General features: G+C 60.5%; 22 protein-coding genes, 2 tRNA genes and 1 pseudogene. 20 read left to right on the top strand and 5 right to left on the bottom strand.

Translation table 11 applies throughout. The features are described from left to right. Window positions 1-163 precede the first annotated feature (163 nt). The 8 genes from KW840_RS00200 to ychF all read left to right on the top strand — a co-directional run bounded on the left by KW840_RS00200 (window position 164) and on the right by ychF (window position 7,081). Complete coding sequence (locus tag KW840_RS00200) at window positions 164-1,888, top strand: tetratricopeptide repeat protein (protein WP_150814904.1); 1,725 nt, start codon at window positions 164-166, stop codon at window positions 1,886-1,888. A 4-nt stretch (window positions 1,889-1,892) separates the two neighbouring features. After that, window positions 1,893-2,510, top strand: a complete 618-nt coding sequence (lolB, locus tag KW840_RS00195; RefSeq protein WP_218494208.1) for a lipoprotein insertase outer membrane protein LolB — start codon at window positions 1,893-1,895, stop codon at window positions 2,508-2,510. Window position 2,511: 1 nt separating this feature from the next. Beyond that, window positions 2,512-3,363: a 4-(cytidine 5'-diphospho)-2-C-methyl-D-erythritol kinase gene (gene ispE / locus KW840_RS00190; RefSeq protein ID WP_057713314.1), complete on the top strand. Its 852-nt coding sequence runs from the start codon at window positions 2,512-2,514 to the stop codon at window positions 3,361-3,363. Window positions 3,364-3,399: 36 nt separating this feature from the next. Beyond that, a tRNA-Gln gene (locus KW840_RS00185) sits at window positions 3,400-3,474 on the top strand. 46 nt (window positions 3,475-3,520) lie between these two features. After that, the gene (locus KW840_RS00180; RefSeq protein WP_003171603.1) at window positions 3,521-4,462 is read left to right on the top strand and encodes a ribose-phosphate pyrophosphokinase; all 942 of its coding nucleotides are present in this window, start codon (window positions 3,521-3,523) and stop codon (window positions 4,460-4,462) included. A 142-nt stretch (window positions 4,463-4,604) separates the two neighbouring features. Beyond that, window positions 4,605-5,204: a 50S ribosomal protein L25/general stress protein Ctc gene (locus KW840_RS00175; RefSeq protein WP_007973891.1), complete on the top strand. Its 600-nt coding sequence runs from the start codon at window positions 4,605-4,607 to the stop codon at window positions 5,202-5,204. Window positions 5,205-5,373: 169 nt separating this feature from the next. Further along, complete coding sequence (gene pth, locus KW840_RS00170) at window positions 5,374-5,958, top strand: aminoacyl-tRNA hydrolase (RefSeq protein WP_007973893.1); 585 nt, start codon at window positions 5,374-5,376, stop codon at window positions 5,956-5,958. Between the two features lie 22 nt (window positions 5,959-5,980). Further along, window positions 5,981-7,081: a redox-regulated ATPase YchF gene (gene ychF, locus KW840_RS00165; protein ID WP_007981836.1), complete on the top strand. Its 1,101-nt coding sequence runs from the start codon at window positions 5,981-5,983 to the stop codon at window positions 7,079-7,081. 171 nt (window positions 7,082-7,252) lie between these two features. Here ychF and KW840_RS00160 read toward each other — a convergent pair whose 3' ends face one another. Next, window positions 7,253-8,470 carry an MFS transporter gene (locus tag KW840_RS00160; RefSeq protein WP_090457663.1) on the bottom strand — a complete coding sequence of 406 codons (1,218 nt, stop codon included), beginning with the start codon at window positions 8,468-8,470 and terminating at the stop codon, window positions 7,253-7,255. A gap of 333 nt (window positions 8,471-8,803) precedes the next feature. Here KW840_RS00160 and KW840_RS00155 point away from each other — a divergent pair, with 333 nt between their 5' ends. Then, window positions 8,804-10,861 carry a methyl-accepting chemotaxis protein gene (locus KW840_RS00155; RefSeq protein WP_218494207.1) on the top strand — a complete coding sequence of 686 codons (2,058 nt, stop codon included), beginning with the start codon at window positions 8,804-8,806 and terminating at the stop codon, window positions 10,859-10,861. 15 nt (window positions 10,862-10,876) lie between these two features. Here the strand turns inward: KW840_RS00155 and KW840_RS00150 are convergent, their stop codons facing one another. Then, window positions 10,877-11,782, bottom strand: a complete 906-nt coding sequence (locus KW840_RS00150; RefSeq protein WP_218494206.1) for a LysR substrate-binding domain-containing protein — start codon at window positions 11,780-11,782, stop codon at window positions 10,877-10,879. 228 nt (window positions 11,783-12,010) lie between these two features. Between KW840_RS00150 and KW840_RS00145 the strand changes: the two genes are divergently transcribed. The 6 genes from KW840_RS00145 (at window position 12,011) to KW840_RS00120 (ending at window position 17,624) form a co-directional block, all read left to right on the top strand. Beyond that, window positions 12,011-13,129 carry an ABC transporter ATP-binding protein gene (locus KW840_RS00145; protein ID WP_218494205.1) on the top strand — a complete coding sequence of 373 codons (1,119 nt, stop codon included), beginning with the start codon at window positions 12,011-12,013 and terminating at the stop codon, window positions 13,127-13,129. Between the two features lie 15 nt (window positions 13,130-13,144). Further along, window positions 13,145-14,065 (top strand): ABC transporter permease, encoded by a 921-nt coding sequence (locus tag KW840_RS00140; RefSeq protein ID WP_007981819.1) that lies wholly within the window; start codon window positions 13,145-13,147, stop codon window positions 14,063-14,065. Next, window positions 14,065-14,871, top strand: a complete 807-nt coding sequence (locus tag KW840_RS00135) for an ABC transporter permease (RefSeq protein WP_057713307.1) — start codon at window positions 14,065-14,067, stop codon at window positions 14,869-14,871. Before KW840_RS00140 ends, KW840_RS00135 begins: the two co-directional genes overlap by 1 nt. A gap of 27 nt (window positions 14,872-14,898) precedes the next feature. Beyond that, the gene (locus KW840_RS00130) at window positions 14,899-15,945 is read left to right on the top strand and encodes an extracellular solute-binding protein (protein ID WP_090457671.1); all 1,047 of its coding nucleotides are present in this window, start codon (window positions 14,899-14,901) and stop codon (window positions 15,943-15,945) included. 60 nt (window positions 15,946-16,005) lie between these two features. Then, window positions 16,006-17,460: an amidase gene (locus KW840_RS00125; protein WP_218494204.1), complete on the top strand. Its 1,455-nt coding sequence runs from the start codon at window positions 16,006-16,008 to the stop codon at window positions 17,458-17,460. A gap of 87 nt (window positions 17,461-17,547) precedes the next feature. Beyond that, window positions 17,548-17,624 (top strand) — tRNA-Met (locus KW840_RS00120). A gap of 98 nt (window positions 17,625-17,722) precedes the next feature. On the opposite strand, the gene KW840_RS00115 is transcribed toward KW840_RS00120, so the two are convergent. Beyond that, window positions 17,723-18,832, bottom strand: coding sequence for a M14 family metallopeptidase (locus tag KW840_RS00115; protein ID WP_218494203.1), 1,110 nt, complete (start codon window positions 18,830-18,832; stop codon window positions 17,723-17,725). A gap of 166 nt (window positions 18,833-18,998) precedes the next feature. Here KW840_RS00115 and ggt point away from each other — a divergent pair, with 166 nt between their 5' ends. The 3 genes and pseudogenes from ggt (at window position 18,999) to KW840_RS00105 (ending at window position 21,410) form a co-directional block, all read left to right on the top strand. After that, window positions 18,999-20,831, top strand: coding sequence for a gamma-glutamyltransferase (ggt, locus tag KW840_RS00110; protein WP_218494202.1), 1,833 nt, complete (start codon window positions 18,999-19,001; stop codon window positions 20,829-20,831). A gap of 123 nt (window positions 20,832-20,954) precedes the next feature. After that, window positions 20,955-21,035: pseudogene (locus KW840_RS28865) on the top strand (type II toxin-antitoxin system HigB family toxin); the annotation flags it as partial. A gap of 3 nt (window positions 21,036-21,038) precedes the next feature. Next, on the top strand, window positions 21,039-21,410 hold the full coding sequence (locus KW840_RS00105; protein ID WP_218494201.1) for a type II toxin-antitoxin system HigA family antitoxin: 372 nt from the start codon (window positions 21,039-21,041) through the stop codon (window positions 21,408-21,410). 57 nt (window positions 21,411-21,467) lie between these two features. Here the strand turns inward: KW840_RS00105 and ddlA are convergent, their stop codons facing one another. Next, window positions 21,468-22,562 (bottom strand): D-alanine--D-alanine ligase, encoded by a 1,095-nt coding sequence (gene ddlA, locus KW840_RS00100; RefSeq protein ID WP_218494200.1) that lies wholly within the window; start codon window positions 22,560-22,562, stop codon window positions 21,468-21,470. Window positions 22,563-22,729: 167 nt separating this feature from the next. On the opposite strand from ddlA, the gene KW840_RS00095 reads away from it, so the two are divergent. Next, window positions 22,730-23,539 carry an AraC family transcriptional regulator gene (locus KW840_RS00095; protein WP_154947814.1) on the top strand — a complete coding sequence of 270 codons (810 nt, stop codon included), beginning with the start codon at window positions 22,730-22,732 and terminating at the stop codon, window positions 23,537-23,539. Window positions 23,540-23,614: 75 nt separating this feature from the next. Beyond that, window positions 23,615-23,983 (top strand): cupin domain-containing protein, encoded by a 369-nt coding sequence (locus KW840_RS00090; protein ID WP_218494497.1) that lies wholly within the window; start codon window positions 23,615-23,617, stop codon window positions 23,981-23,983. Window positions 23,984-23,995: 12 nt separating this feature from the next. Here KW840_RS00090 and KW840_RS00085 read toward each other — a convergent pair whose 3' ends face one another. Next, the gene (locus KW840_RS00085; RefSeq protein ID WP_090457683.1) at window positions 23,996-24,595 is read right to left on the bottom strand and encodes a flavin reductase family protein; all 600 of its coding nucleotides are present in this window, start codon (window positions 24,593-24,595) and stop codon (window positions 23,996-23,998) included. Between the last annotated feature and the right edge of the window lie 132 nt (window positions 24,596-24,727).

The raw sequence follows: 24,727 nt of genomic DNA, 5'->3' as shown, positions 1-24,727 counted from the left end.
CTATCGCCCCATCAGGCGCCGCCGCGGGCTGCGAGCAGTTCTCGTTTACACAAGCATCAGGGCGACGCGGATCGGGCTGGCAGGTAAATTGCCGGGCCGGTTATGTTTGCTCGAAAGCTTGTGTCATGATGATCCGACCGCAGGTTAGTCGTCCTCTTCCTATATGAATAGATCCTCCGCGTTGCTCCTCGCTCTTGTCTTCCTCAGCGGCTGCCAAGCCTTGGCACCCGTTTCGTCGGACGGTGCGCCGCCGGTTGAAGACAGCACCCCGGCCCCTGAAAAGCCCAAGGTCTACAGCCCATTCAGCGAGGAAACCATCTTCAGCCTGTTGAGCGCCGAACTGGCCGGCCAGCGCAATCGTTTTGACATTGCCCTGGACAACTATGTGACCCAGGCCATCAACACCCAGGATCCGGGCATCTCCGAGCGGGCATTTCGTATCGCCGAATATCTGGGCGCCGACCAGGCAGCCCTGGATACTGCGCTGATCTGGGCCAGGAACGCCCCCGACGACCTCGAAGCGCAACGCGCCGCCGCCGTGCAACTGGCACGCGCCGGGCGTTATGACGACTCCATGGTCTATATGGAGAAAGTCCTGCAAGGCAAAGGCGACACCCATTTCGACTTCCTTGCGCTGTCCGCGGCCGACACCGACCAGGACACCCGCAACGGCTTGATGAAAAGCTTCGATCGTTTGTTGCAGCGTCATCCGGACAACGGCCAGCTGATTTTCGGCAAGGCCTTGCTGATGCAACAGGATGGCGACGCCAAGGGCGCGCTGAAGCTGCTGGAAGACAATCCGCCAGAGGACGGCGAAATTGCGCCGATCCTGCTGCGCGCACGCCTGCTGCAAACCTTGAATCGCGGTGACGAAGCCCTGCCGCTGCTGCAGAAAAGCATCAAGAAATACCCGGACGACAAGCGCCTGCGCCTGACTTACGCGAGGATGCTGGTTGAACAGGACCGCATGGACGACGCCAAGGCCGAGTTCTCGAGCCTGGTCCAGCAATACCCGGAAGACGACGAACTGCGTTACTCCCTGGCGCTGGTGTGCCTGGAAGCCAAGGACTGGAATGAGGCCAAGGGTCATCTTGAAGACCTGATCGCCCGGGAAAGCCATGTCGACTCGGCGCACCTGAACCTCGGCCGCATCGCCGAAGAACAAAACGACCCGCAAGGCGCACTGATCGAATACGCCAAGGTTGGCCCGGGCAACGACTTCCTGCCGGCGCAATTGCGTCAGGCCGACATCCTGATCAACAACGGCAAGACCGCCGAAGCGCAACGCAAGCTGGCGGCAGAGCGCGATGAGCAGCCAGATTACGCCATCCAGTTGTACCTGATCGAAGTCGAAACCCTGTCCGCCAACAATCAGGGCGACAAGGCCTGGAATGCTCTGCAACAGGCCTTGCAGAAATACCCGGACGACCTGAACCTGCTCTACACCCGCGCCATGCAGGCGGAAAAACGCAATGATCTGGCGCAGATGGAAAAAGACCTGCGTACGATCATCAAGCGCGACCCGGACAATGCCATGGCGTTGAATGCCCTGGGCTACACCCTGTCCGACCGCACCACGCGCTACGCCGAAGCCAAGGCCCTGATCGAACAGGCGCACCAGATCAGTCCGGAAGACCCGGCGGTACTCGACAGCCTTGGCTGGGTGAATTACCGCTTGGGCAATCTCGACGAAGCCGAGCGCCTGCTGCGCCAGGCCCTGGATCGCTTCCCCGATCAGGAAGTCGCCGCTCACCTGGGTGAAGTCCTGTGGGCCAACGGCAAACAGCGTGAAGCGAAACAAGTCTGGGGCAAGTTCCTCAAGGAACAGCCTGACAGCCCGACCCTGCGCGGCACCATCAAACGCCTGACCGGATCAGAGACTCTTTAAGATTATGTTTTTGCGCCATTTCATCGTTTTCAGCTTTATCGCCCTGCTCGCCGGTTGCGCAGGCCTGGGTCCCCGTGAGTCGGTCGAGGGCCATGGCAACGCCGCCCAATGGCGTGAGCACAAACAGCAACTGACCGGCCTCGATGGCTGGCAGATCGACGGCAAGATCGGCATCCGTGCCCCGAAAGACTCGGGCAGCGGCACGCTGTTCTGGTTGCAGCGCCAGGATTACTACGACATTCGCCTGTCGGGACCACTGGGCCGCGGCGCGGCTCGCCTGACCGGACGCCCGGGCAAGGTGTCGCTGGAAGTCGCCAACCAGGGACGTTACGACGCGCCGAATCCGGAAGTGCTGCTCGAAGAACAGCTTGGCTGGAAGCTGCCGGTGTCCAACCTGGCCTGGTGGGTGCGCGGGCTCCCGGCTCCCGACAGCAAAAGTCGCCTGACCCTGGACGGCGACAGCCGCCTGGCGAGCCTTGAACAGGATGGCTGGAAGGTCGACTACACCACCTACACCCAGCAAAACGGTTTCTGGCTACCCGAGCGCATCAAGCTCAGCGGCACCGACCTTGATGTCACGCTGGTGATCAAGATCTGGCAACCGCGCAAACTGGGGTCGTGACATGCCGGCCAATCGCCTGACGCTGCCCTCGCCAGCCAAACTCAATTTGATGCTGCACATCCTGGGTCGCCGCGAAGACGGCTACCACGAACTGCAGACGATGTTTCAGTTTCTCGATTACGGCGACGAAATCACCTACGCCCTGCGCGATGACGGTGTCATTCATCTGCACACTGAGTTCGAAGGTGTTCCCCACGACAGCAACCTGATCGTCAAGGCCGCCAGAAAACTGCAGGAGCAATCCGCTTGCTCGCTGGGCGTCGATATCTGGATCGACAAGATCCTGCCCATGGGCGGCGGCATCGGTGGCGGCAGCTCGAATGCCGCAACAACATTGCTGGGCTTGAATCATCTGTGGCAATTGGGCTGGGATGAAGATCGCCTGGCCGGACTGGGGTTGACGCTGGGCGCCGACGTCCCGGTTTTCGTACGTGGCCACGCGGCTTTCGCCGAGGGCGTGGGGGAGAAACTGACCCCTGTGGACCCGGAAGAACCGTGGTATCTGGTGCTGGTGCCGCAAGTCTCTGTTAGTACGGCAGAAATTTTTTCAGATCCGTTGTTGACACGTAACACTCCTCCCATTAAAGTGCGCCCCGTTCCCAAGGGAAACAGTCGAAATGACTGCTTGCCGGTGGTAACAAGGCGTTATCCAGAGGTACGTAACGCTTTGAATTTGTTAGGTAAATTTACCGAAGCAAAACTCACCGGAACTGGAAGTTGTGTGTTTGGGGGCTTCCCAAGCAAAGCTGAAGCTGATAAAGTCTCGGCCCTTCTGACAGAGACCCTTACAGGATTTGTAGCAAAAGGAAGCAACGTTTCGATGTTGCATCGCAAGCTGCAAAGTCTGCTCTAAAGGAACCGATTACTGGGTAATCGTTGCAACAGATACAGGGGCGTCGCCAAGCGGTAAGGCAGCAGGTTTTGATCCTGCCATGCGTTGGTTCGAATCCAGCCGCCCCTGCCATTTTCCTATACTCATCCAGGTTACCCTCAGCCTTCAGGTACTGCGCGTGTCCAAGATGATGGTCTTTACGGGGAACGCTAACCCCGATCTGGCTCGGCGTGTCGTACGTCAGCTGCATATCCCTCTCGGTGACATCTCTGTCGGTAAATTCTCCGACGGCGAAATTACAGCCGAGATCAATGAAAACGTTCGCGGTAAAGACGTCTTCATTATTCAGCCGACTTGCGCTCCGACCAACGATAACCTGATGGAACTGGTAGTGATGGCTGATGCCTTCCGCCGCTCCTCGGCTACTCGTATCACTGCTGTTATTCCTTACTTTGGTTATGCCCGTCAGGATCGCCGTCCGCGTTCCGCACGTGTGGCTATCAGCGCGAAAGTCGTGGCTGACATGCTTACCGTAGTCGGCATCGACCGTGTTCTCACGGTTGATCTGCATGCTGACCAAATCCAGGGTTTCTTCGATATTCCGGTAGATAACATCTACGGCTCCCCGGTTCTGGTGGATGACATCGAAGATCAGCGCTTCGAAAACCTGATGATCGTGTCCCCGGACATTGGTGGCGTCGTGCGTGCACGTGCCGTTGCCAAATCCCTGGGCGTGGATCTCGGGATCATCGACAAACGCCGTGAGAAAGCCAATCACTCTGAAGTGATGCATATCATCGGTGATGTCGAAGGGCGTACCTGTATTCTGGTCGATGACATGGTCGATACCGCCGGCACCCTGTGCCACGCGGCCAAGGCCTTGAAAGAGCATGGCGCTGCCAAGGTTTTCGCCTACTGCACGCACCCTGTGCTGTCGGGTCGGGCGATCGAAAACATCGAAAATTCCGTGCTGGACGAGTTGGTGGTGACTAACACCATTCCTCTGTCCGCTGCAGCACAAGCCTGTGCGCGTATCCGCCAACTGGATATCGCACCGGTAGTTGCCGAGGCGGTCCGCCGCATCAGCAATGAAGAATCGATCAGCGCGATGTTCCGCTAAGGGCCCAGCCCTTCTCGAAATGTCTCGTTGACGAAAAGCGCCCCGCCCCGGCATTCCTGTCGGGGCGGGGCTTTTTTGCCCATATCGCCTTTAGCGCTGGTCGCAAACGCTGGGGCGAGTGTGGTTATTTTGGAGATACAACATGAACGATTTTACTCTGAATGCTGAAGTGCGTTCCGACCTGGGGAAAGGTGCGAGCCGCCGCCTGCGTCGTCTCGCAAGCCTGGTTCCAGCTGTAGTTTACGGTGGCGACAAAGCCCCTGAATCCATCAGCATGCTGGCCAAAGAAGTTGCCAAACTGCTCGAAAACGAAGCGGCTTACAGCCACATCATCGAGCTGAACGTTGGTGGCACCAAGCAGAACGTCGTGATCAAAGCCCTGCAGCGTCACCCGGCCAAAGGCCACGTGATGCATGCTGACTTCGTACGCGTAGTAGCCGGCCAGAAACTGACCGCTATCGTTCCAGTGCACTTCATCAACGAAGAAGCACCGACCAAGAAAGGCGGCGAAATCTCGCACGTTGTTGCCGAGATCGAAGTTTCCTGCCTGCCGAAAGATCTGCCTGAGTTCATCGAAGTCGACCTGGCTAACGCTGAAATCGGTTCGATCATTCACCTGTCGGACCTCAAGGCTCCTAAAGGCGTTGAGTTCGTGGCCCTGGCACACGGTGATGACAAGGCTGTTGCCAACGTCCACGCTCCACGTGTTGCTCCAGAAGCTGCAGAAGGCGCTGCAGAGTAATTTTACTCTGTACGCCGGAGTGACCGGAAACATCGCGGACTAGAGCATAGCGAGAAAGCGGGCGAGAACGCGGAGTTTACATCATGGTAAATGAGCAATTTTCGTCCACTTTCGCCGCTATCCCTGATTGCGGCGATGTTATCCACCACTCCAAGGAAGGGCCCCTATCGTGACTGCCATCAAACTGATCGTTGGCCTGGGAAATCCAGGCGCTGAATACGAACAGACCCGGCATAACGCAGGGGCCCTTTTTGTTGAGCGCATCGCGAACGCACAAGGCGTAAACCTTGTGGCGGACCGCAAATATTTCGGCCTGACCGGGCGCTATTCGCATCAGGGTCAGGATGTTCGTCTGCTGATTCCCACCACGTACATGAACCGCAGCGGCCAGGCCGTGGCGGCCCTTGCAGGTTTCTTCCGCATCAAGCCTGAAGAAATCCTCGTGGCACACGACGAACTCGACCTGCCACCCGGCGTCGCCAAACTCAAAGTGGGCGGTGGCCATGGCGGTCACAACGGGTTGCGCGACATCATTGCGCAACTGGGCAATCAGAACACTTTCCACCGCCTGCGGCTTGGCATCGGTCATCCGGGCGTCGCCAGTATGGTTTCAAATTTCGTCCTGGGTCGTGCGCCACGCGCCGAACAGGAAAAACTCGATGCCAGCATCGACTTTGCCCTCGGCGTGCTGCCGGATATCCTCGCCGGGGAATGGAACCGCGCGATGAAAAACCTGCACAGCCAGAAGGCCTGACTCTTATCCGAGGGGAAACACCATGGGATTCAATTGCGGCATCGTCGGCCTGCCTAACGTCGGCAAGTCCACCCTGTTCAACGCCCTGACCAAATCCGGGATCGCGGCCGAGAACTTCCCCTTCTGCACCATCGAGCCTAACAGCGGTATCGTGCCGATGCCGGATCCGCGCCTGGAAGCCCTGGCTGCCATCGTCAATCCAAAGCGCATCCTGCCGACCACCATGGAATTCGTCGACATCGCGGGCCTGGTTGCCGGCGCGTCGAAAGGTGAAGGCCTGGGCAACAAGTTCCTGGCCAACATCCGTGAAACCGATGCCATCGCCCACGTGGTCCGCTGCTTCGAAGACGAGAACGTGATTCACGTCTCCAACAGCGTCGACCCGAAACGCGACATCGAAATCATCGACCTGGAACTGATCTTCGCCGACCTCGACAGCTGCGAGAAGCAACTGCAGAAAGTCGCGCGCAACGCCAAGGGCGGTGACAAGGACGCAGTGGTCCAGAAAGGCCTGCTGGAGCAACTGATCGCTCACTTCACCGAAGGCAAGCCGGCGCGCAGCCTGATGAAGAACATGGGCACCGACGAGAAAGCGGTGATCAAGGGCTTCCACCTGCTGACCACCAAGCCGGTCATGTATATCGCCAACGTCGCTGAAGACGGTTTCGAGAACAACCCGCACCTGGACGTTGTACGCGCCATCGCCGAAGAAGAAGGCGCCGTGGTTGTTCCGGTGTGCAACAAGATCGAAGCGGAAATCGCCGAGCTCGATGACGGCGAAGAAAAAGACATGTTCCTCGAAGCCCTGGGCCTCGAAGAGCCTGGCCTGAACCGCGTGATCCGCGCCGGCTACGAAATGCTGCACCTGCAGACCTACTTCACCGCCGGTGTCGAAGAAGTCCGCGCCTGGACCGTCCGCGTCGGTGCCACCGCACCACAAGCCGCTGGCGTGATCCACACCGACTTCGAAAAAGGCTTCATCCGCGCCGAAGTGATCGCCTACAACGACTTCATCCAGTACAAGGGCGAAGCCGGTACCAAGGAAGCCGGTAAATGGCGTCTGGAAGGCAAGGATTACATCGTTAAAGACGGCGACGTGATGCACTTCCGTTTCAACGTGTAAGCCATACGCCCAAGAAAAAGCCGCGTTTGATACGCGGCTTTTTTTGTGCCTTGTTTTTGCTTTTCTGTGGGAGCGAGCTTGCTCGCGATAGCGGTGTGTCAGCCAACAAAGATACTGACTGACACTCCGTCATCGCGAGCAAGCTCGCTCCCACAGGGGATTTGTGCTGGATCAGGACTTTTTCGTACGCGGCAGGAAGATCGCCAGCACCCCAAACAGCGGCAGGAACGAACACAGGTAGTACACGTATTCGATGCCGTGAATATCCGCCAGATGGCCCAGCAACGCCGCGCCAATCCCACCGAAGCCGAACATCAAACCGAAGAATATCCCGGCGATCATCCCAACATTACCCGGCACCAGTTCCTGGGCGTACACCACGATGGCCGAGAATGCCGAGGCGAGAATGAAGCCGATGACCACGCTGAGAATGCTGGTCCAGAACAGGTCGACATGGGGCAGCAGCAAGGTGAACGGCGCAACGCCGAGGATCGAGAACCAGATCACCGCCTTGCGCCCGATCCTGTCGCCGATCGGCCCGCCAAAGAACGTCCCCGCCGCAACCGCGCCGAGAAACAGGAACAGATGCAGCTGCGAGCTGGCCACCGACAGGTCGAACTTCTCGATCAGATAAAAGGTGAAGTAGCTGGTGAGGCTCGACATGTAGAAATACTTGGAGAACACCAGCAACCCGAGCACCACCAGCGCACTGGTCACTCGGCCCTTGGACAAGCCGTGAGTCGCCGCCTGACCCTGCTTGAGCTTGAACAGGTTCAAATGGTTGGCGTACCAGCGGCTGATCCGGTAAAGCACGAACAGCGCAAACACCGCGAACAGGCCGAACCAGGCCACCTGCCCTTGACCGTAGGGAATGATGATCGCCGCCGCCAGCAACGGGCCGAACGCCGAGCCTGCGTTACCGCCGACCTGGAAGGTCGATTGCGCCAGCCCGAAGCGTCCGCCCGAAGCCAGGCGCGCCACGCGGGACGCTTCCGGGTGGAAGGTCGATGAACCGATGCCGATCAGCCCCGCCGCCAACAGGATTAGCGGGAAGCTGCCGACCACCGACATCATCAGAATCCCGACCAGGGTGCAGACCGTACCCGCCGGCAACAACCAGGGCTTGGGATGACGATCGGTGTAGTAACCGACCCACGGCTGCAGCAGCGAGGCCGTCAACTGGAACGTCAGGGTGATCAGGCCGACCTGGGTGAAGGTCAGGCCATAGTTGGCCTTGAGCATCGGATAGATCGACGGCAGCACCGACTGGATCAGGTCGTTGATCAAATGCGCCAGCGCTACCGCGCCAATGATGCGCATCACCAGGGGACTGCTTTGGGGCGTAGCGGACGCCGGCACTGAGCCGGTCTGGGCGTTGCTGATAGCCATGGGAATTTCCAGACAACAGGAGGTACAAACGTGCAGGTGCGCCAATGTGCCATTTTTCGGTGCGGCAACGCCATCCCCTTAGCCTGCTAACGACCTCGTTTTTCATCACCACAACCTTGATGGCGCAAAGCCATGGTCTGAATCTTGCCTTCCTTGTCTGCTTGAACGCGGCTTCCTTACAAAGGAGACCGACAATGGGAAGTTTCGCTACAGAGTCGGCCTACAGAGCGGACAAGGGTGAACTTTCGAGGCCTTTTTAGAGGGCACGAGTCGGGGGTGCGACAACCTCCGTCGCACGCCAATAGTGCGTGGTGTCCAGAGGAGTCATGGGGCATGCAGGCTTTTTTATCACCGGGGATCGGGCTGCTGGGGCGTTTTGGCTTCGCACGTAAATTCCAGCTGTTGTTTCTGCTGTTTATCCTGCCGCTGGCCGGCAGCCTGTGGATGATCGGCCAGGACTATCGCGACAAACTCAGCCTGATCTCCGGCGAACGCGCCGGGGTGCGGCAACTGCTTGCGCTCGATGCGCTGGATGACCTGCTCGCCGCCCAGCGTGATCGCGCCGCCAGGTGGCGCGCCACGGAAACCAATCGCCAGCCAACGCCGGCCACCCTCGCCGCGATGGCCGCCGTCGATGGGGTTCAGCCCGCCGTCAGCCAGGCCACTGCCGAATTGGGCAATGCCCTGCAAAAAGAAAGCGCCGAGGGCGAAACCCTGTCGCGTTATCAGGCCCTGCAAACCGCCCTCGATGGCCTCGACTCAAAAAGCCTGAGTGCTGTCGGTTGGTGGCCGGATGGATATGATCGCTTCACCAACGCCTTGAGCGCCCTGCAAGCCTTGCGCGAGCAGATCGCCATGGACAATCGCCTGACGCTGGCACCGTGGCTGGAAACCTACTTGCTGACGCAGATCTCCACACAGCATGCGCCGGACCTGATCGAACGGGTCGGTCGTCTGGCTGCTGTGGGCCAGGCCTCGGTGGTGTCCGGACAGTTCACCCTGCAAAGCCGCCTGCAACTGCGCGACTTGCGCAGCCGCATCGGCGATGCGCGCGAGCAGCTGGTGAAAACCGCAGGCCTGCTCGAAGCGCGCTTGCCCAACGCCCTGCAAACCTGGGCCGGGCAATACCACGACAGCCTCAAGCGCCTGGATGCGGGCCTGAAGGTGCTGGATGACGGCGTGTTCGGCGGCAGCATCAACCTCAAGCCGGAGGACTTCGAACGCAGTCTCGATGCCCTGCTCTCTGACCTCGCCTCGTTGCGTCAGCAGTCGCTGGTGTCGCTGGATCAACGCCTGGATTACTACCACGACTCGGCGATCCGCCAGTTCGTTGTTGTGGCCGCCGTGTTGGGCTGCCTGCTGTTGGCCGCGCTGTATCTGTTCATCTGTTTGCAGGCCTCGATCCGCCGCAGCGCCAGCGGCATCACGGTACTGGCCGAGGCCCTGCGCGATGGCAATCTGAGCCTGCAAGTGCCGGTTCAAGGCCGGGACGAACTGGCGGTCATCAGCACCGCGCTGAACGTCGCCGTGGTGCAACTGCGCACCAGCCTGCAAGGGGTGGATCACGAAACCCTGCAACTGAGCAACGCGGTACAAACCCTCAACCATCATTCCAGCGACGCCCTGGGCGAAGTCGAAGCCCAGCAGTTGCAGATCAGCCAGATTGCCGCTGCCGCGACGCAACTGGCCGCCACCTCACAAGGGGTGGCCCACAGTTGCGAACAGGCGTCCGGCAGCGCCCAGCACACCCGGCGCATTGCCGCCGACAGCAGCCGTGACAGCCAGCGCACCACCGCGAGTATCCAGCAGCTCAATCAACGTCTGAACGAGACCGCTGCGGCGCTGGGCCGGGTCAGTGAACAAGGACAGCAGATTCAACTGGTGGTCGACACCATTCGCGGTGTCGCCGAGCAGACCAACCTGCTGGCACTCAACGCCGCCATCGAGGCGGCCCGGGCGGGCGAGCAAGGGCGTGGCTTCGCAGTGGTGGCCGATGAAGTGCGCAGCCTGTCCCAACGCACCCAGTCGTCGACCGCACAGATCGCCGGCACGGTCGACAGCCTGCGCAACACCGTGAATGAGGCCGTCAGCCTGATGCAAGCCGCGTGCAGTCAGGCAGAGAGCGATGCGCAAGCGGTCACCGGCCTCGGTGAACGGCTCGGGGAAATCGCCAGTGCGGTGCAGAGCGTCACCGATACCCTGGCGCAAATCGCCACGGCGGTGGAGGAACAGGCCAGTACCGCCGACGAGGTCAGCGGCAATATCCAGCAGGTCGATCAAGCGGCGGTGCGCTTGCTCGAAGGGGCTCGCGCGGTGAACCAGGCCGCGGACACCCTGAGCCACGGCAGCAAAGCCTTAAGCGACAACACCGGGCGCTTCCGTTTGAGTTGAACCCGCCAGGACTTCTCAGGCGCGGATCACCGCCTCCGGGAAGTCCTGCTCCAGTTCGCTCTTGAGCCAGTCGATAAACCACGCCGCGTCCGCCGAGAGTTCGGCGGACGGCGTCAGCACTCGATAGCTTTCCAGCTTCACTTGCGCCTCCACCACCCGCACCAGCTTGCCGCTATGGAGTTCGTCGCGCACCAGCACTTCGTTGGCCAGTGCGATGCCCTGCCCGCTCTCGGCCACCGACAGCGCGTGGTCGTTGTTGACGTAGAGCATGTCCGAATTGAGGTGCATGTCGAGGTCGTTGGCGGCGAACCACAGGTTCCACCACTCGCCGTCATCCACATGGATCAGGTTGTGTTTCACCAGGTCCGCGGGGCTGTCGATGGGCTCGACGCTGGCCAGATAGTCGGGGGAACAGATCGGAAACACCCGAGGACAAATCAGGCTGGTGCGCGAGTGCGCATATTGGCCGTCCAACCCGTAGACGATGCCCAGGTCAGCGCTTTTGCCATCCACTTCGGTGAAGGTGGAGTTGGGCTCGATGGCGAACTTCAAGCCCGGGCGCAGATGACGCATGGCCTCGATGCGCGGCATCAGCCAGCGCTTGGCAAACCCTGGCACAACCATGATGCGCAGCCAGCGTTCGGCGTGTTTTGGCTGCACCTCTTTTCCAGCTTCGATGATCAGTTGCAAGGCGGCGGTGATCTTGCGGTGGTACTTCTCCCCCGCCGTCGTCAGGTTGACCCCGCGTGAGGTGCGCTCGAACAGTTGGATGCCCAGCCAGTCTTCCAGCAATTTCACATGGCGGCCGATGGCCGGCTGGGTCACGTGCAGGGCTTTGGAGGCTTCGACATAGCTGCCCAACCGGGCCGCGGCATCAAAGGCACGCACCGCGTTGAGCGGCGGCAAACGGTGGTCAGGCATGGTTTCCGGGCGCCTTCTGCTGTTAAATTTTTTAACAGCCCCTATGTTAAAATTGAAGTTTCGCCCCCGCAACCCCTCGCTGATAATCGATCCACAGCAGAACAACAAAACAGCTGGTTACAACACCCGAACGCAATCTCGATCCTGCCCAGAAAAATAATATCCATGGCCCGACGACACAGCTGTTTTCAGCACGTGCGCAGGCGATGGGGGAATCGGAGGTAACGCATGAATGCCCTGCATTCGCTGCAAACGCTGGCGGTGTCCATCCGCTCAGTGCGCAAAGTCTACGGTGATCCAAAGACTGGCCCGGTGGCACTCAAAAGCATCGACCTGGACATTCGCGACAACGAGTTCTTCACCCTTCTCGGCCCTTCGGGCTGCGGCAAAACCACGCTCCTGCGGATGATCGCCGGGTTCGAATTCCCTACCGAAGGCGAAATTCTGCTCTACGGCGAAAACATCGCCGACCGCCCGCCCTTCCAGCGCCCGGTCAACACAGTGTTCCAGCATTACGCGCTGTTCCCGCACATGACCATCGCCGAGAACCTGGCCTTCGGCCTTGAGTCCCACCCGATGGGCAAAGTCCTGAACAAAACGCAAATGGCAGAACGGGTGCGCGAGATGCTCGCCCTGGTGCAGATGGAGCGCTTTGCCAACCGCAAGCCGGCGCAACTGTCTGGCGGTCAGCAACAGCGTGTCGCCCTCGCTCGTGCATTGGCGCCGCATCCCAAAGTCTTGCTGCTCGACGAACCGCTTTCGGCGTTGGACCTCAAGCTGCGCCAGGCCATGCGCGAAGAGTTGAAAACCATTCAGGCGCGCACCGGCATCACTTTCATCTTCGTCACCCACGACCAGGAAGAAGCCCTGACCATGTCCGACCGTATCGCCGTGTTGTCCGAAGGCGAGGTGCAGCAGGTCGGTCGTCCGGAAGACATCTACGAACGCCCGCGCAATCGCTTCGTGGCGGACTTCATCGGTGAAACCAACTTCATCGAAGGTACGGTCACCCGCGTTGCAGACGGCCTGGCCTGGTTCGCCGGTCCGGCCGGTCATCCATTGCCTGCACAGCCATGCAGCGATGTGCGAGTCGGTGCCAACGTCGCATTGTCCGTGCGCCCCGAGCGTTTGCATCTGGTGCCAGCCACCACTGAGAACGCTCTGCCGTGCCGGATCGAAGCGCAGATCTACCTCGGCACCGACCTGCAATACCAGGTCAGCCTGAGCGACGGTTCACGCCTCACCGTGCGCACCCCCAACTGCGTCGACCAGAGCAAACGCTTCGCCGTCGGCAGTCAGGCCGGTCTGTTGTTCGACCAGGGCAGCGCCAGCGTCCTGCACGATTGAGCACGAGGAATTGCCATGCACGCTTTACCGATTGCCAACACACTGGAACGTCGGCGGGCCTTCCAGAGCTTTCTCGGTGTCAGCCCCGCGCTGATCGCCATCGGCCTGTTTCTGATCGTGCCGATCCTGATCGTCATCGGTTACTCGCTGATGGAGGCTAACCCCTATGGCGGGGTGAACAAGGTATTCAGCAGTGACGCCTACACCTCGCTGCTGTTCGAGCGGCAACTGGACGACAGCCTGGCCTTCGCCGACTCCTACCTGATCATTGCCCTGCGCTCCATCGGCATCGCCGGGCTGACCACGCTCATCACCCTGTTGATCGGTTTTCCGGTGGCGGTATGGCTGGCCATGCAACCGGCCCATCGCCGTGGCTTGCTGATCTTCCTGATCACCGTGCCGTTCTGGGCCAACCTGTTGATCCGCACCTACGCCTGGATTCTGCTGTTGCGCAACACCGGGGTGATCAACAACAGCCTGATGGGCCTCGGGGTCATCGACCAGCCGCTGCAACTGCTCTACACCGACGGCGCGGTGCTGCTGGGGCTGGTTTATACCTATGCGCCCTTCGTCGTGCTGCCGATCTACGCCACCCTGGAAAAAATGGACATCCGCCTGCTCGAAGCCGCTCAAGACCTCTACGCCGGACGCGTTCGAACCTTGCGCAAGGTGGTGTTGCCGATTGCCAAACCGGGAATTCTCGCCGGCGCCATCCTCACTTTCGTGCCTTGCCTGGGCGCGATGATCGCTCCGGAACTGCTCGGTGGCGGCACGCGAATGATGCTCGGCAACCTGATCTTCCGCCAGTTCAGCGATGCGCGTAACTGGCCTTTCGGTGCGGCCCTGTCGCTGGTGCTGATGGCGGCGGTGATGTTGGTACTGACGGTTTATGCCTTGCGTGCCGAGCGCCAGCGCATCGCCAAAGGAGGTGCGTGATGATCGGCCTGTTCAAACGCAACACGCTGGGGGTGCAGGACTTCCCCGGCTTCGGCGGTTTCAGTTTCCTGTTCTACCTGTACCTCTACGCGCCGATCGTGGTGCTGGTGGTGTTTTCGTTCAACGCCAACCAGTCGGCCACGGTGTGGACCGGTTTCAGCTTCGACTGGTATCGCGCCGCATTCGCCAACCAGGCCCTGCGCCAGGCGGCTGGCAACAGTCTGTTGATCGCGGTCTGCGCCAGCATGGTCGCCACGGCCATCGCCACCCTCGCCGCTCTCGGCACTTCACGGGGTGCGAAGTTCAAGGGCCTGCAATTGTCCATGGGCGCGATCATGTTGCCCCTGGTGCTGCCGGAAATCGTGGTCGGCGTCGCCACCCTCGCGCTGTTCTCCACCATCGGTCTGTCCCTGGGCTACGGCAACCTGATCATCGCGCACACGGTGTTCTGTATCCCGTTCGCTTTTCTGCCGATACGGGCACGCCTGAACGACATGGACCTGTCCCTGGAACAGGCCTCGGCCGACCTCTATGCCGGCCCGTGGCGGACCTTTCGCAAGGTCACGTTGCCGCTGTTGATGCCGGGAATTTTCTCCGGGTTGATGCTGGCCTTCATCGTGTCGCTGGATAACTTCGTGATCTCGATGATGGTCTCCCAGGCCGGCACCACCACCTTGCCGATCTTCATCTTCGGCCTGTTGCGCATGGGTGTGACACCGGACGTCAACGCTGTCTCGACCCTGATCCTGGGCGTCTCGGTGCTGTTCGTCACGCTCTCTTATCTGCTGGGCAAAAAGAAAACCTGAACCTTCTACGTACTGTGGGGAAATAGCATGAGCAAGTGGATTAAAAGCATCGGCACTTCGTTGTTCCTGACTTTACCGCTGACCATGGTCGGCAGCGTTCAGGCCGCGGAAAAACTCAACGTGGTGAGCTGGAGCGGCTACTTTTCGCCGGAGATTCTCGCCAAGTTCCAGAAGCAGACCGGCATCGAAGTTACAGTCGACTCCTACGATTCCAACGAAACCCTGCTGGCCAAATTGAAACAGGGCGGTGCCGGTTATGACGTGGCGATCCCTTCGCACCAGTTCGTGCCGATCCTGATCAAGGAAAAACTGCTGGAGCGCTTCGACCCGGTCAACCAGCCCTACTACGCCAGCGTCGTCGACAACCTGAAAAAACCCACCTGGGACCCGGAAGGTGCCTATTCCGTGCCGTTCATCTGGGGCACCACCAGCGTGGTGCTCAACACCGAGCGCTACAAGGGGCCTGCCGATAGCCTCAAGGTGCTTTACGAGCCACCGGCCGAGCTGCAAGGACGAATCAACATGTTCGACTCGGTCAGCGACGTGGTGGACATGGCCAGCCTGTATCTGAACATTCCACTGTGCAGCGAAGACCCGAAGCAGATGCAGCAGATTCTGACCCTGCTCAAGGCGCAGAAACCCTTCGTCAAAACCTACAGTTCCAAGGCCGGTTCGATCCGCGAAAACCTCGCCTCCGGCGAAATCGACATGTCGACCTTCTGGGGTGGCTCGTCGATGCGCGCCCGGGAGATGAAACCGAGCCTGAAATACCTGTACCCGAAAGAAGGTGTGCTGGCCTGGGTCGACAACATGGTCATCCCGACCGGCAGCAAGAACCCGGCAAACGCCAAGGCCTTCATCGCGTTCCTCAGCCAGCCTGAAAACGCGGCGATGACCCAGAATTTCCTCAAGCACCAGAGCCCGATCAAGGGTGTGGAGCCGTTCCTCGACGCGGGCCTCAAAGACGCCCCGGAACTGCACATTCCCGAAGGCACCCAGGTGGTGTTCAGCAAGACCTGCGGCGAAGGCGCGATCCGCCTGGCCGACCGTCTCTGGACCAACCTGATGCGTTGATCTCTACCGCCCCGACGCGATGACGGGGCGTTTTTCCAGCCGTCTGAAAGGCCGCTTGCAATGAACTCTAATAACATCAGCGAACTGGTCCTGTTACAGGCCCACGAGCTCGCCGAACGCATCCGCCTGCGCCAGGTTTCCTGCCGGGAAGTGATGCAGACTTATCTTGCCCATATCGAACGCTTCAATCCGAAGGTCAATGCACTGGTGAGCCTGCAAGCGCCGCAAGACCTGCTGGCCCAGGCCGATATCCGCGACGCCGAACTGGCGAAAGGTCAATACCGTGGCTGGATGCACGGCCTGCCCCACGCCATCAAGGACTTGTCCCTGACCCGTGGCATCCGCACCACGCTGGGTTCGCCGCTGTACAAGGACTTCATCCCCGAGCGCGACGGCATCATGGTCGAGCGAATCAAAGCGGCGGGCGCGATCATCATCGGCAAGAGCAATACCCCGGAATTCGGCCTCGGTTCGCAAAGCTATAACCCGCTGTTCGGCGCGACCGGTTGCGCCTACGACCCGAGCAAGACCGCTGGCGGCAGCAGCGGCGGTGCGGCGGCGGCGCTGGCGATGCACCTGGTGCCGGTGGCCGACGGCAGCGACATGATGGGCTCGCTGCGCAACCCGGCCGCCTTCAACAACATCTTCGGGTTCCGTCCGTCCCAGGGCCGCGTGCCCTTCGATGACAGTGCCGACCTGTTTATCGACCAACTCGGCTACGAAGGCCCCATGGCTCGCAGCGTGCGCGATGCGGCGTTGCTGCTGTCAGTGCAGGCCGGGGCCGATGCACGGGCGCCGCTGTCGATTGCCGAGCCCGGCAGCGCCTTTGCGGCACCGCTGGATCGGGACTTCAAAGGCACGCGTCTGGGCTGGCTCGGCGACTTCAACGGCTACCTGCCGATGGAAAAAGACATCCTCTCGCTGTGTGAAAAGGCCTTTGCCGATTTCGAAAGCCTGGGTTGCCACATCGAGCCCGTTCAATCCGGATTCGCGCCAGAGAAGCTGTGGAGCAGTTGGCGGACGTTGCGCCACTGGATGGTCGCCGGCTCGTTGGGCGCGACATACGCCGACCCGCAAAAACGGGCGCTGTTGAAACCGGAAGCCTGCTGGGAAGTCGAAAACGGCCTGAAACTCTCGGCCACCGACGTGTTTGCCGCCTCGGTGACGCGCAGCGACTGGTATCGGGCGATCTCCAGGTTGTTCGAAAAATACGACTACCTGCTGCTGCCCAGCGCCCAGGTGTTCCCCTTCGATAAAACCCAACCGTGGCCCACCACCATCGAAGGCGTGACCATGGACACCTATCACCGCTGGATGGAGGTGGTGATTCCCGGCACCTTGTCCGGCTGCCCGGTAGCCAACGTACAGGTCGGCTTCAACGCCAGCGGCCTGCCCATGGGCCTGCAAATCATCGGCAGACACCAGGCCGACTTCGCTGTCCTGCAACTGGCCCACGCCTACGAACAGGCCAGCCGCTGGTTCCAGCGCTGCCCTTCACCCTTGCTCAGAGGATAGATTTTGATAAACGGTTGAAAGCGCAGAGAAATATTTTAGATTTATGCTTGACGCATCCCCGTTACCGGTGAATAATGCGCGCCACTTGGCTACATAGCTCAGTTGGTTAGAGCATAGCATTCATAATGCTGGGGTCCGGGGTTCAAGTCCCTGTGTAGCCACCAAGTACTAAAAACGGCTTACCGAAAGGTAGGCCGTTTTTTTATGCCTTGAAAAAGTACGCTGCGGTTGCAGGAAATCCTCAACCGCATGCGCGCATCGATCAGACGCCAATGGTCGGCAATGCCGATAACGCCCGCTCCCAGATCTGCCAAGTGCGCAACCAGACCATCGCCTGCCAATCGCTATCCGCCGGATAGAACTGCTCCAGCAGATTCAACTTGATCCCGCGCCCCGTTGCGTCGCTCGGGTTGCCATGCAAATGCAGCCAGTGATCATCGCGCAGATGCCGGTGAACGTCCGGCCCCGGGTAAGTCCCACACTCAATGACAAACGGCATCAGCCGTACCTGCGGCAGCGCATCGATCAATGCCTGCGAGGTATAGCCGGTGGCCGTTGCCGCCACGCCGGTTTCGCTCAGGGTATCGGCACCGGTCTGCAGGCTGTAGAGCCACGGGCCATAAATCGCCTGCGCATCCGCCAGCGCCGGATAGGCGGACTCGGTGATGGTCAACAACATCGGATGACCGTATTCGCCAGCGCCCGTGTGCAAGTCGAAACACATGGCGACCTCGGCATGGGCTACGTGCATTTGCACGATCTTGTGCAACGTGCGGTTCGACCAGCTCGGCGCCAGCCCGCCGAAAAACAGACCGTCGGGGTGAGCATGCTGACCGCCCTCGACAATCGACATGACTGCCGGCCAGCCGTGCAGGCGAATCTGTTCGTCGAGCAAGGCATCGGCACGATCACGCTCCGGACCTTGCAACTGTGGGCAGGCATAGATTTCATGCAGGGCGTCATAGGCCTGGTTGTCCGGCAGCGGTCGCTGGAAATCCAGGTGATTGCGGTTCAGGTCGATGTTGTCTTCGTTGACCCGGCGCAACCACGCCATGCCCCAAGGGTTGATGGCATGGATCATGACCACGGCGACATCCGCTGGCAGAGAGCGCTTGCCCAACTCCTGCAGCCATTTGATCTGGCAACCCGAGCCGTAGAAGCCCTCGACTCCGTGGGTACCGCTCAGCGCGATCAACAGGCGCTTGGCGCCCGGATCACCCAATACCGCCACATCCGTGCTCAGGGACTCACCAAACGGCCCCTTGAGCGGGTGTGGATACTCCGTCAGCATTGCGCCTGCAGTGGTCGCGGCGGCCAGGAACTGTTCACGCTGGGTGCGATAGCTGGACTGGGTGGGGAACTCGGTTTGCATGTCTGCCTCTTGTTGATTTTCCGGCCTGCCTGTTGGCAACGACCCTACAGAAAATCCCGCTATTGATGAAGGACAAAAGCGTCAATGCCGTGGGACCTGGTTTGCGTCCCTCCCGGTCGGCCGATAAAGTCCACTGATCGTAGATCCAACGGACGGAGTACCCCACGTGTTCTCAACCTTTCCATTGCGCCGCTATCGCCTGCCAACCCTGGTTCTGCTCGCCAGTGCCTTGACCCTGGCCGCGTGCCACAACGCTTCGGTGCCGACGCTGCCGCTCGCACCGGAAAGCGCTTCCGGGTTCCGCACCGACCTGAAAACTCAACATGCCGACAAATACATGGCAGCGGCGGCCAATCCGCTGGCGGCCGAAGCCGGGCGGGAGATGCTGCGCCGGGGCGGCTCGGCCATCGACGCGGCGATTGCGATGCAAGCCGTGTTGACGCTAGTCGAGCCACAGTCTTCGGGCATCGGCGGCGGCGCATTGATCGTCCTCTGGGATGGCAAGGCCGTGCGCACCTACGACGGACGTGAAACCGCCCCGGCCGGCGCCACCGAAAAGCTTTTCCTGCAAGCCAACGGACAACCGATGGGGTTCACCCAGGCGCAGATTGGCGGTCGTTCGGTGGGCACACCCGGCGTGCTGCGCGCCCTAGAACTGGCCCATCAAAAACACGGACGCCTGCCCTGGGCGCAGCTGTTTGAACCGGCCATCCAGCTCGCCGAACAAGGCTTCGCCATTTCGCCACGCCTGCACCGGTTGATCGCCGCGGATTCGTCCATGCCTCGCTCGCCGGAAATGATGGCTTACTTCCGCAATGCCGATGGCAGCCCAAAAGCCGTCGGCACAAACTTGAAGAACCCGGCACTGGCCGCCGTGTTCAAGCGCATTGCCCATGAAGGCCCGGATGCCCTGTACAAAGGCCCGGTCGCCGAGGAAATCGCGGCCAAGGTGCAGGGGCACGCCAACCCCGGCAGCCTGTCCCTGACCGATCTCGCCAACTACCAGGCCAAGGAGCGCGCGCCGCTGTGCACCGACTACAAGCGCTGGCAGGTCTGCGGCATGCCGCCACCGTCGTCGGGCGGGATCGCCGTGGCGCAGATCCTCGGCACGCTGCAAGCCCTGGAGACCCGCGATAAACGCCTGGCGCTGGCACCGCTGCAACCGGTCAAGACCACGGCCCCGGCCGGCATCGAACCCGACCCGCAAGCCGTGCACCTGATCTCTGAGGCCGAACGCCTGGCCTACGCCGACCGCGCTCAATACTTAGCCGATACAGACTTCGTCCCCGTGCCGGTCAAGGGCCTGGTCGACCCGGCCTACCTCGCCAGCCGCGCCGCCCTGATTGGTGAACGCAGCATGGGCACGGCCAAACACGGCACTCCGCCGGGCATCCGTGTGGCCTATGCGCCGGACCGTTCGCCACTGCGGATTTCCACCTCGCAAGTGGTGGCCGTCGATGACGCGGGTGGCGCCGTGTCGATGACCACCACCATCGAGTCAGCGTTTGGCTCGCACATCATGGTTCAGGGTTTCATGCTCAACAACGAGATGACCGACTTCTCGTTCATCCCCGAGGAAAACGGGCAAAAAGTCGCCAACCGCGTCGAGCCCGGCAAACGCCCGCGTTCGTCCATGGCCCCAACCCTGATCTTCGACCGCCAGAGCGGCGAATTCCTCGCCACCGTCGGTTCCCCCGGCGGCTCGCAAATCATCGAATACGTGGCCAAATCCACCATCGGCCTGCTCGACTGGAACCTCGATGCACAAGCCGCCATCAACCTGCCCAACTTCGGCAGCCGCAACGGCCCGACCGAACTGGAACAGGGGCAGTTCAGCCCGACGCTGATTCAGGCGCTGAAAGACAAAGGGCACAGCGTGAGCGAGATCGACATGACCAGCGGGACCCAGGCGATTGTTCGGGTCAAGGACGCCCAAGGCAAAGCGTCGCTGACAGGCGGAGCCGATCCGCGACGTGAAGGGCAAGCGCTGGGGGATTGAGTCGTACGCGGGGGATGAGAAAGGGCTTACCGGTGGGTAGGCCCTTTTTATAAGCAAAGAGTCCAGCTCGCCTCTCTCCCGCTGCTTTTTCCTACCCGCAAATATTTGCGTCCTGGTTAGAGTTTCCACGCCACGTACATAAAATTTGTCGGCACTCACAAGCAGTACGACACGGTCGACGCTGATAACGTCGAAATGGAGTAACCCATGAACATTCGCCCGATTCACACAGAAGAGGATTACCGCGCCGCCCTCAAGAGCGTGTCGGCTCTGTTTGAGAATGAACCAGAGATTGGCACTCCCGAGGGAGATTACTTCGACATCATGATTACGCTGATCGAATCGTATGAGTCGAAGCACTTCCCGGTCGACTTACCCAATCCTATCGATGCGATCAAGTTCAGAATGGAGCAGTCCGGGTTGTCCGCCGCCGATCTTGCACCCGCCATCGGCCGCACAAATCGTGTTTATGAAGTACTCAATGGCAAGCGAGCGTTGACGCTTCCAATGATCTGGAAACTGCACGAGCTGTTCGGGATACCCGCCCAGAGCCTGATCAAACCGGTCAAAAACGCTTGATCAGGGTCGGCTCTTGCAAGCATACCTACCGATAATACGGACGATGCAGAACTCCCCTTATCGACTGATCTTCAACCCCTGCCGAACCTGGTGCTTTTCCAGCGCCAGCTCGATCAGTCGCGTCACCAGCTCGCTGTAGGTCATGCCGGTGGCCTGCCACAGTTTCGGGTACATGCTGATGCGGGTGAAGCCGGGCAGCGAGTTGATTTCGTTGATCAGCACTTCGCCGCTGTCGGTCAGGAAGACATCGACGCGGGCCAGGCCGGAGCAGCCCAGTACCTGGAACGCTTCGACGGCCAGGGCGCGAATGCGCTCGCTGGCCTCGACGCTGATATTGGCCGGCACCACCACTTCAGCCGCCTTGTCGTCGATGTATTTGCTGTCGTAGGAATAGAACCCGCTGCGCACCACGATCTCGCCGCAGCCACTGGCGATGGCGTCTTCATTGCCGAGCACCGCGCATTCAATCTCGCGGCCGCTGACGGCAGATTCGATCAACACCTTGGTATCGAAACTTAACGCCAGCTCCACCGCTGCGCTGTACTCAGCCTCGTCGGTGACCTTGCTCACGCCCACGGAAGAGCCCTGATTCGCCGGTTTGACGAACAGCGGCAAACCCAACTTGCCCTGCACCTCGGCAAACCCGGTGCGCGCCGCCGTGGCGCGGGTCAATGTCACGAACGGCGTCACGGCCAGGCCGGCATCGCGCAGCAGGCGCTTGCTGATGTCCTTGTCCATGCACACGGCCGAGCCCAGCACATCGGAGCCGACAAACGGCAGATCGGCCATGCGCAGCAAGCCTTGCAGGCAACCGTCTTCACCGAGGGTGCCGTGGACAATCGGGAAGATCACATCGACGTGGCCGAGCATTTCCTGGCTGGAAGTTTCCACCAGTTGCTGACTGGCCTTACCCGGCACCACGGCCAGTTCGCGGTTGGACTGGTTGAGGGCGATCAGCGCCGGATTTTCCTGATTCAGCAAAAAATTCGAAGGATCGTTGAGGTGCCAGTGGCCTTGTTTGTCGATGCCGATCAGCACCGGTTCAAAGCGTGAACGGTCCAGCGCATCGACGATGTTTTTCGCCGATTGCAGCGACACCTCATGCTCAGCCGAACGGCCCCCGAAAATGATCCCCACGCGCAGCTTGCTCATGACCTGGCCTCACCTGACGAATAGAAAAAAACGACCTGCAGAGAATGCGCCACACAGTGCAGTATTTGCCCTTGGTTTTCTAGCGTACCTGTCGCCTTGCGATCAGAAGACACGGAGTCGCTGACTGGGTTACCGTGTTGCGCATCGAGCTCAAGACAATCATCACCATGGCCAAGTACCCGCCTCGCAATGACTGGTTCCATCGCGCGCCCGATGTCGGCGGGCTACAGCGTTTCGAGGCGTTTTTTGCCGGCCATGGCTACGATCTTCACCGCCACGACACCTATGCCATCGGCCACACCCTGGCCGGGGTGCAGAGCTTTCAGTATCGCGGTGGCTGGCGTCACAGCCAGCCAGGCGCAACGATCGTGCTGCACCCGGACGAAGCCCACGATGGCGAGGCCGGCACCGAGTCCGGTTTCCAGTACCGGATGATGTACATCGAACCGGCGCTGATCCAGCAGATGCTCGGCGGCCAACCGCTGCCGTTCATCAAGACCGGACTGTCGAACGACCCCCGCCTGTTTGCCGCCACGGGAGCCTTGCTGCGCAGCCTTGATTGCCCGCTCGATCCACTGGAAGAACAGGATGCGCTGTTCGATCTGGCGCAGGCCTTGAGCACCGTTTCCGGTGTGACAGCCAAACGCTCGGGTTTCGATTACGTGGCCGCGCAGCGCGCGCGGGAATACATCCACAGCGCCCTCGATCGCACCGTGACACTCGATGAGCTGGCGCAACACAGTGGCCGGGATCGCTGGAGCCTGTCCCGGGATTTTCGCCTGTTGTTCGGTACCAGTCCCTATCGCTACCTGACCATGCGACGCCTGGACATGGTTCGCGCGCTGCTGACTCAGGGGCAGACACTGGTCAGCGCCGCGCTGATCGCCGGCTTCACCGACCAGAGCCACATGACTCGGCAATTCAGCAAAACCTACGGCTTGCCACCGGCCCGCTGGCTGAACCTGCAGCGGCGCTGAGCCACGCACAATCGTTCAAGAATCGCGCCGGATTGCTGGCTATCGTGACCCAGGATCAACCACGAGAGCCCCATGATGAACGCCTACGAAAGCCTGAACTTCGCGGAAAAACTCGCCCGGATCGATTCACTCTGGTCGCCCCGGGTCATCGCCGAAATGAACGACTACCAGTTCAAGGTGGTGAAGCTGCTGGGGGATTTCATCTGGCACGACCACTTCGATACCGACGAAACCTTCATCGTTCTGGAAGGCCAGTTACGTATCGACTTTCGCGATGGCCATGTGCTGGTGAACGCCGGGGAGATGTATGTGGTGCCCAAAGGCGTCGAGCACAAACCCAGCGCGGGGCAGGAGGTAAAACTCCTGCTGATCGAACCCAAGGGCGTGCTCAATACCGGCCGCGAAGGTGGCGAGCGCACGGCCGAGAATGATGTCTGGATTTGAGCGCTGGCCGCCTCACGCCTGCAAGGTCTTGCCGTCCACTGGATCACCAATGGTCAAGAAGTGCCCGCCCGCCACGTGGTGCAAGGTGCGCAAGGCGTCTTGCCCTTCGAAGTGCCAGCGGCCTTCGCTGAACACGCGCTCGTCAGCCTGGGCGGCAATCACTTCAGCCAGGAACAGATCGTACTGCTGGTGGTTGTTCGGCTCCGGCAACAGGCGACATTCCAGCCAGGCCACGCAGCCCTCGAGCATCGGCGCATCAACCGACTGGCCGGTGAACGTCTGTAAATCGTAGGTCTCAAACTTGTCGCGCCCCTGGCCCTGGGTCAACTCCAGGCCGGAGGTCGAACCGACGGTCTGCACAATGTCGGCCTGTGCAGCGCATGGAACGTTCAGCACAAACGTGCCCGAGGCTTCCAGCAACTGGCGAGTCCAGGTGGACTTGTCCAACACCACGGCAATTTTCGGTGGTTCGAAATCCAGTGGCATGGCCCAGGCTGCCGCCATGATATTGCGCTGGCCATCGTGGGCTGCGCTGACCAGCACGGTCGGGCCATGATTGAGCAGACGATAGGCCTTGGGCAAGGGAACCGGACGGCGGTGGGGAACGCTCATGGAAGTCTGCTCCTGGGGGAAAAGAGCCGATTGTAGCGCCCACGTAACCCTGTGGGAGCGGGCTTGCTCGCGAAGGCGTCAATTCAGTCACCGCTGGGTTGAATGACACACCGCTTTCGTCGGAACGCCGCC

It is taken from the genome of Pseudomonas sp. PDM30, from assembly GCF_019218985.1.
GTDB classification, from domain to species: Bacteria; Pseudomonadota; Gammaproteobacteria; order Pseudomonadales; family Pseudomonadaceae; genus Aquipseudomonas; species Aquipseudomonas jessenii.
The sequence above is the reverse complement of the archived record's forward strand: the minus strand, read 5'-3'. Positions and strand labels throughout refer to the sequence as shown.

Coding starts and splice junctions, on each gene's coding strand:
- KW840_RS00200 (WP_150814904.1), top strand. CDS start 164: ATGAATAGATCCTCCGCGTTGCTCCTCGCTCTTGTCTTCCTCAGCGGC.
- lolB (WP_218494208.1), top strand. CDS start 1,893: ATGTTTTTGCGCCATTTCATCGTTTTCAGCTTTATCGCCCTGCTCGCC.
- ispE (WP_057713314.1), top strand. CDS start 2,512: ATGCCGGCCAATCGCCTGACGCTGCCCTCGCCAGCCAAACTCAATTTG.
- KW840_RS00175 (WP_007973891.1), top strand. CDS start 4,605: ATGAACGATTTTACTCTGAATGCTGAAGTGCGTTCCGACCTGGGGAAA.
- ychF (WP_007981836.1), top strand. CDS start 5,981: ATGGGATTCAATTGCGGCATCGTCGGCCTGCCTAACGTCGGCAAGTCC.
- KW840_RS00160 (WP_090457663.1), bottom strand. CDS start 8,470: ATGGCTATCAGCAACGCCCAGACCGGCTCAGTGCCGGCGTCCGCTACG.
- KW840_RS00155 (WP_218494207.1), top strand. CDS start 8,804: ATGCAGGCTTTTTTATCACCGGGGATCGGGCTGCTGGGGCGTTTTGGC.
- KW840_RS00150 (WP_218494206.1), bottom strand. CDS start 11,782: ATGCCTGACCACCGTTTGCCGCCGCTCAACGCGGTGCGTGCCTTTGAT.
- KW840_RS00145 (WP_218494205.1), top strand. CDS start 12,011: ATGAATGCCCTGCATTCGCTGCAAACGCTGGCGGTGTCCATCCGCTCA.
- KW840_RS00140 (WP_007981819.1), top strand. CDS start 13,145: ATGCACGCTTTACCGATTGCCAACACACTGGAACGTCGGCGGGCCTTC.
- KW840_RS00135 (WP_057713307.1), top strand. CDS start 14,065: ATGATCGGCCTGTTCAAACGCAACACGCTGGGGGTGCAGGACTTCCCC.
- KW840_RS00130 (WP_090457671.1), top strand. CDS start 14,899: ATGAGCAAGTGGATTAAAAGCATCGGCACTTCGTTGTTCCTGACTTTA.
- KW840_RS00125 (WP_218494204.1), top strand. CDS start 16,006: ATGAACTCTAATAACATCAGCGAACTGGTCCTGTTACAGGCCCACGAG.
- KW840_RS00115 (WP_218494203.1), bottom strand. CDS start 18,832: ATGCAAACCGAGTTCCCCACCCAGTCCAGCTATCGCACCCAGCGTGAA.
- KW840_RS00105 (WP_218494201.1), top strand. CDS start 21,039: ATGAACATTCGCCCGATTCACACAGAAGAGGATTACCGCGCCGCCCTC.
- ddlA (WP_218494200.1), bottom strand. CDS start 22,562: ATGAGCAAGCTGCGCGTGGGGATCATTTTCGGGGGCCGTTCGGCTGAG.
- KW840_RS00095 (WP_154947814.1), top strand. CDS start 22,730: ATGGCCAAGTACCCGCCTCGCAATGACTGGTTCCATCGCGCGCCCGAT.
- KW840_RS00090 (WP_218494497.1), top strand. CDS start 23,615: ATGAACGCCTACGAAAGCCTGAACTTCGCGGAAAAACTCGCCCGGATC.
- KW840_RS00085 (WP_090457683.1), bottom strand. CDS start 24,595: ATGAGCGTTCCCCACCGCCGTCCGGTTCCCTTGCCCAAGGCCTATCGT.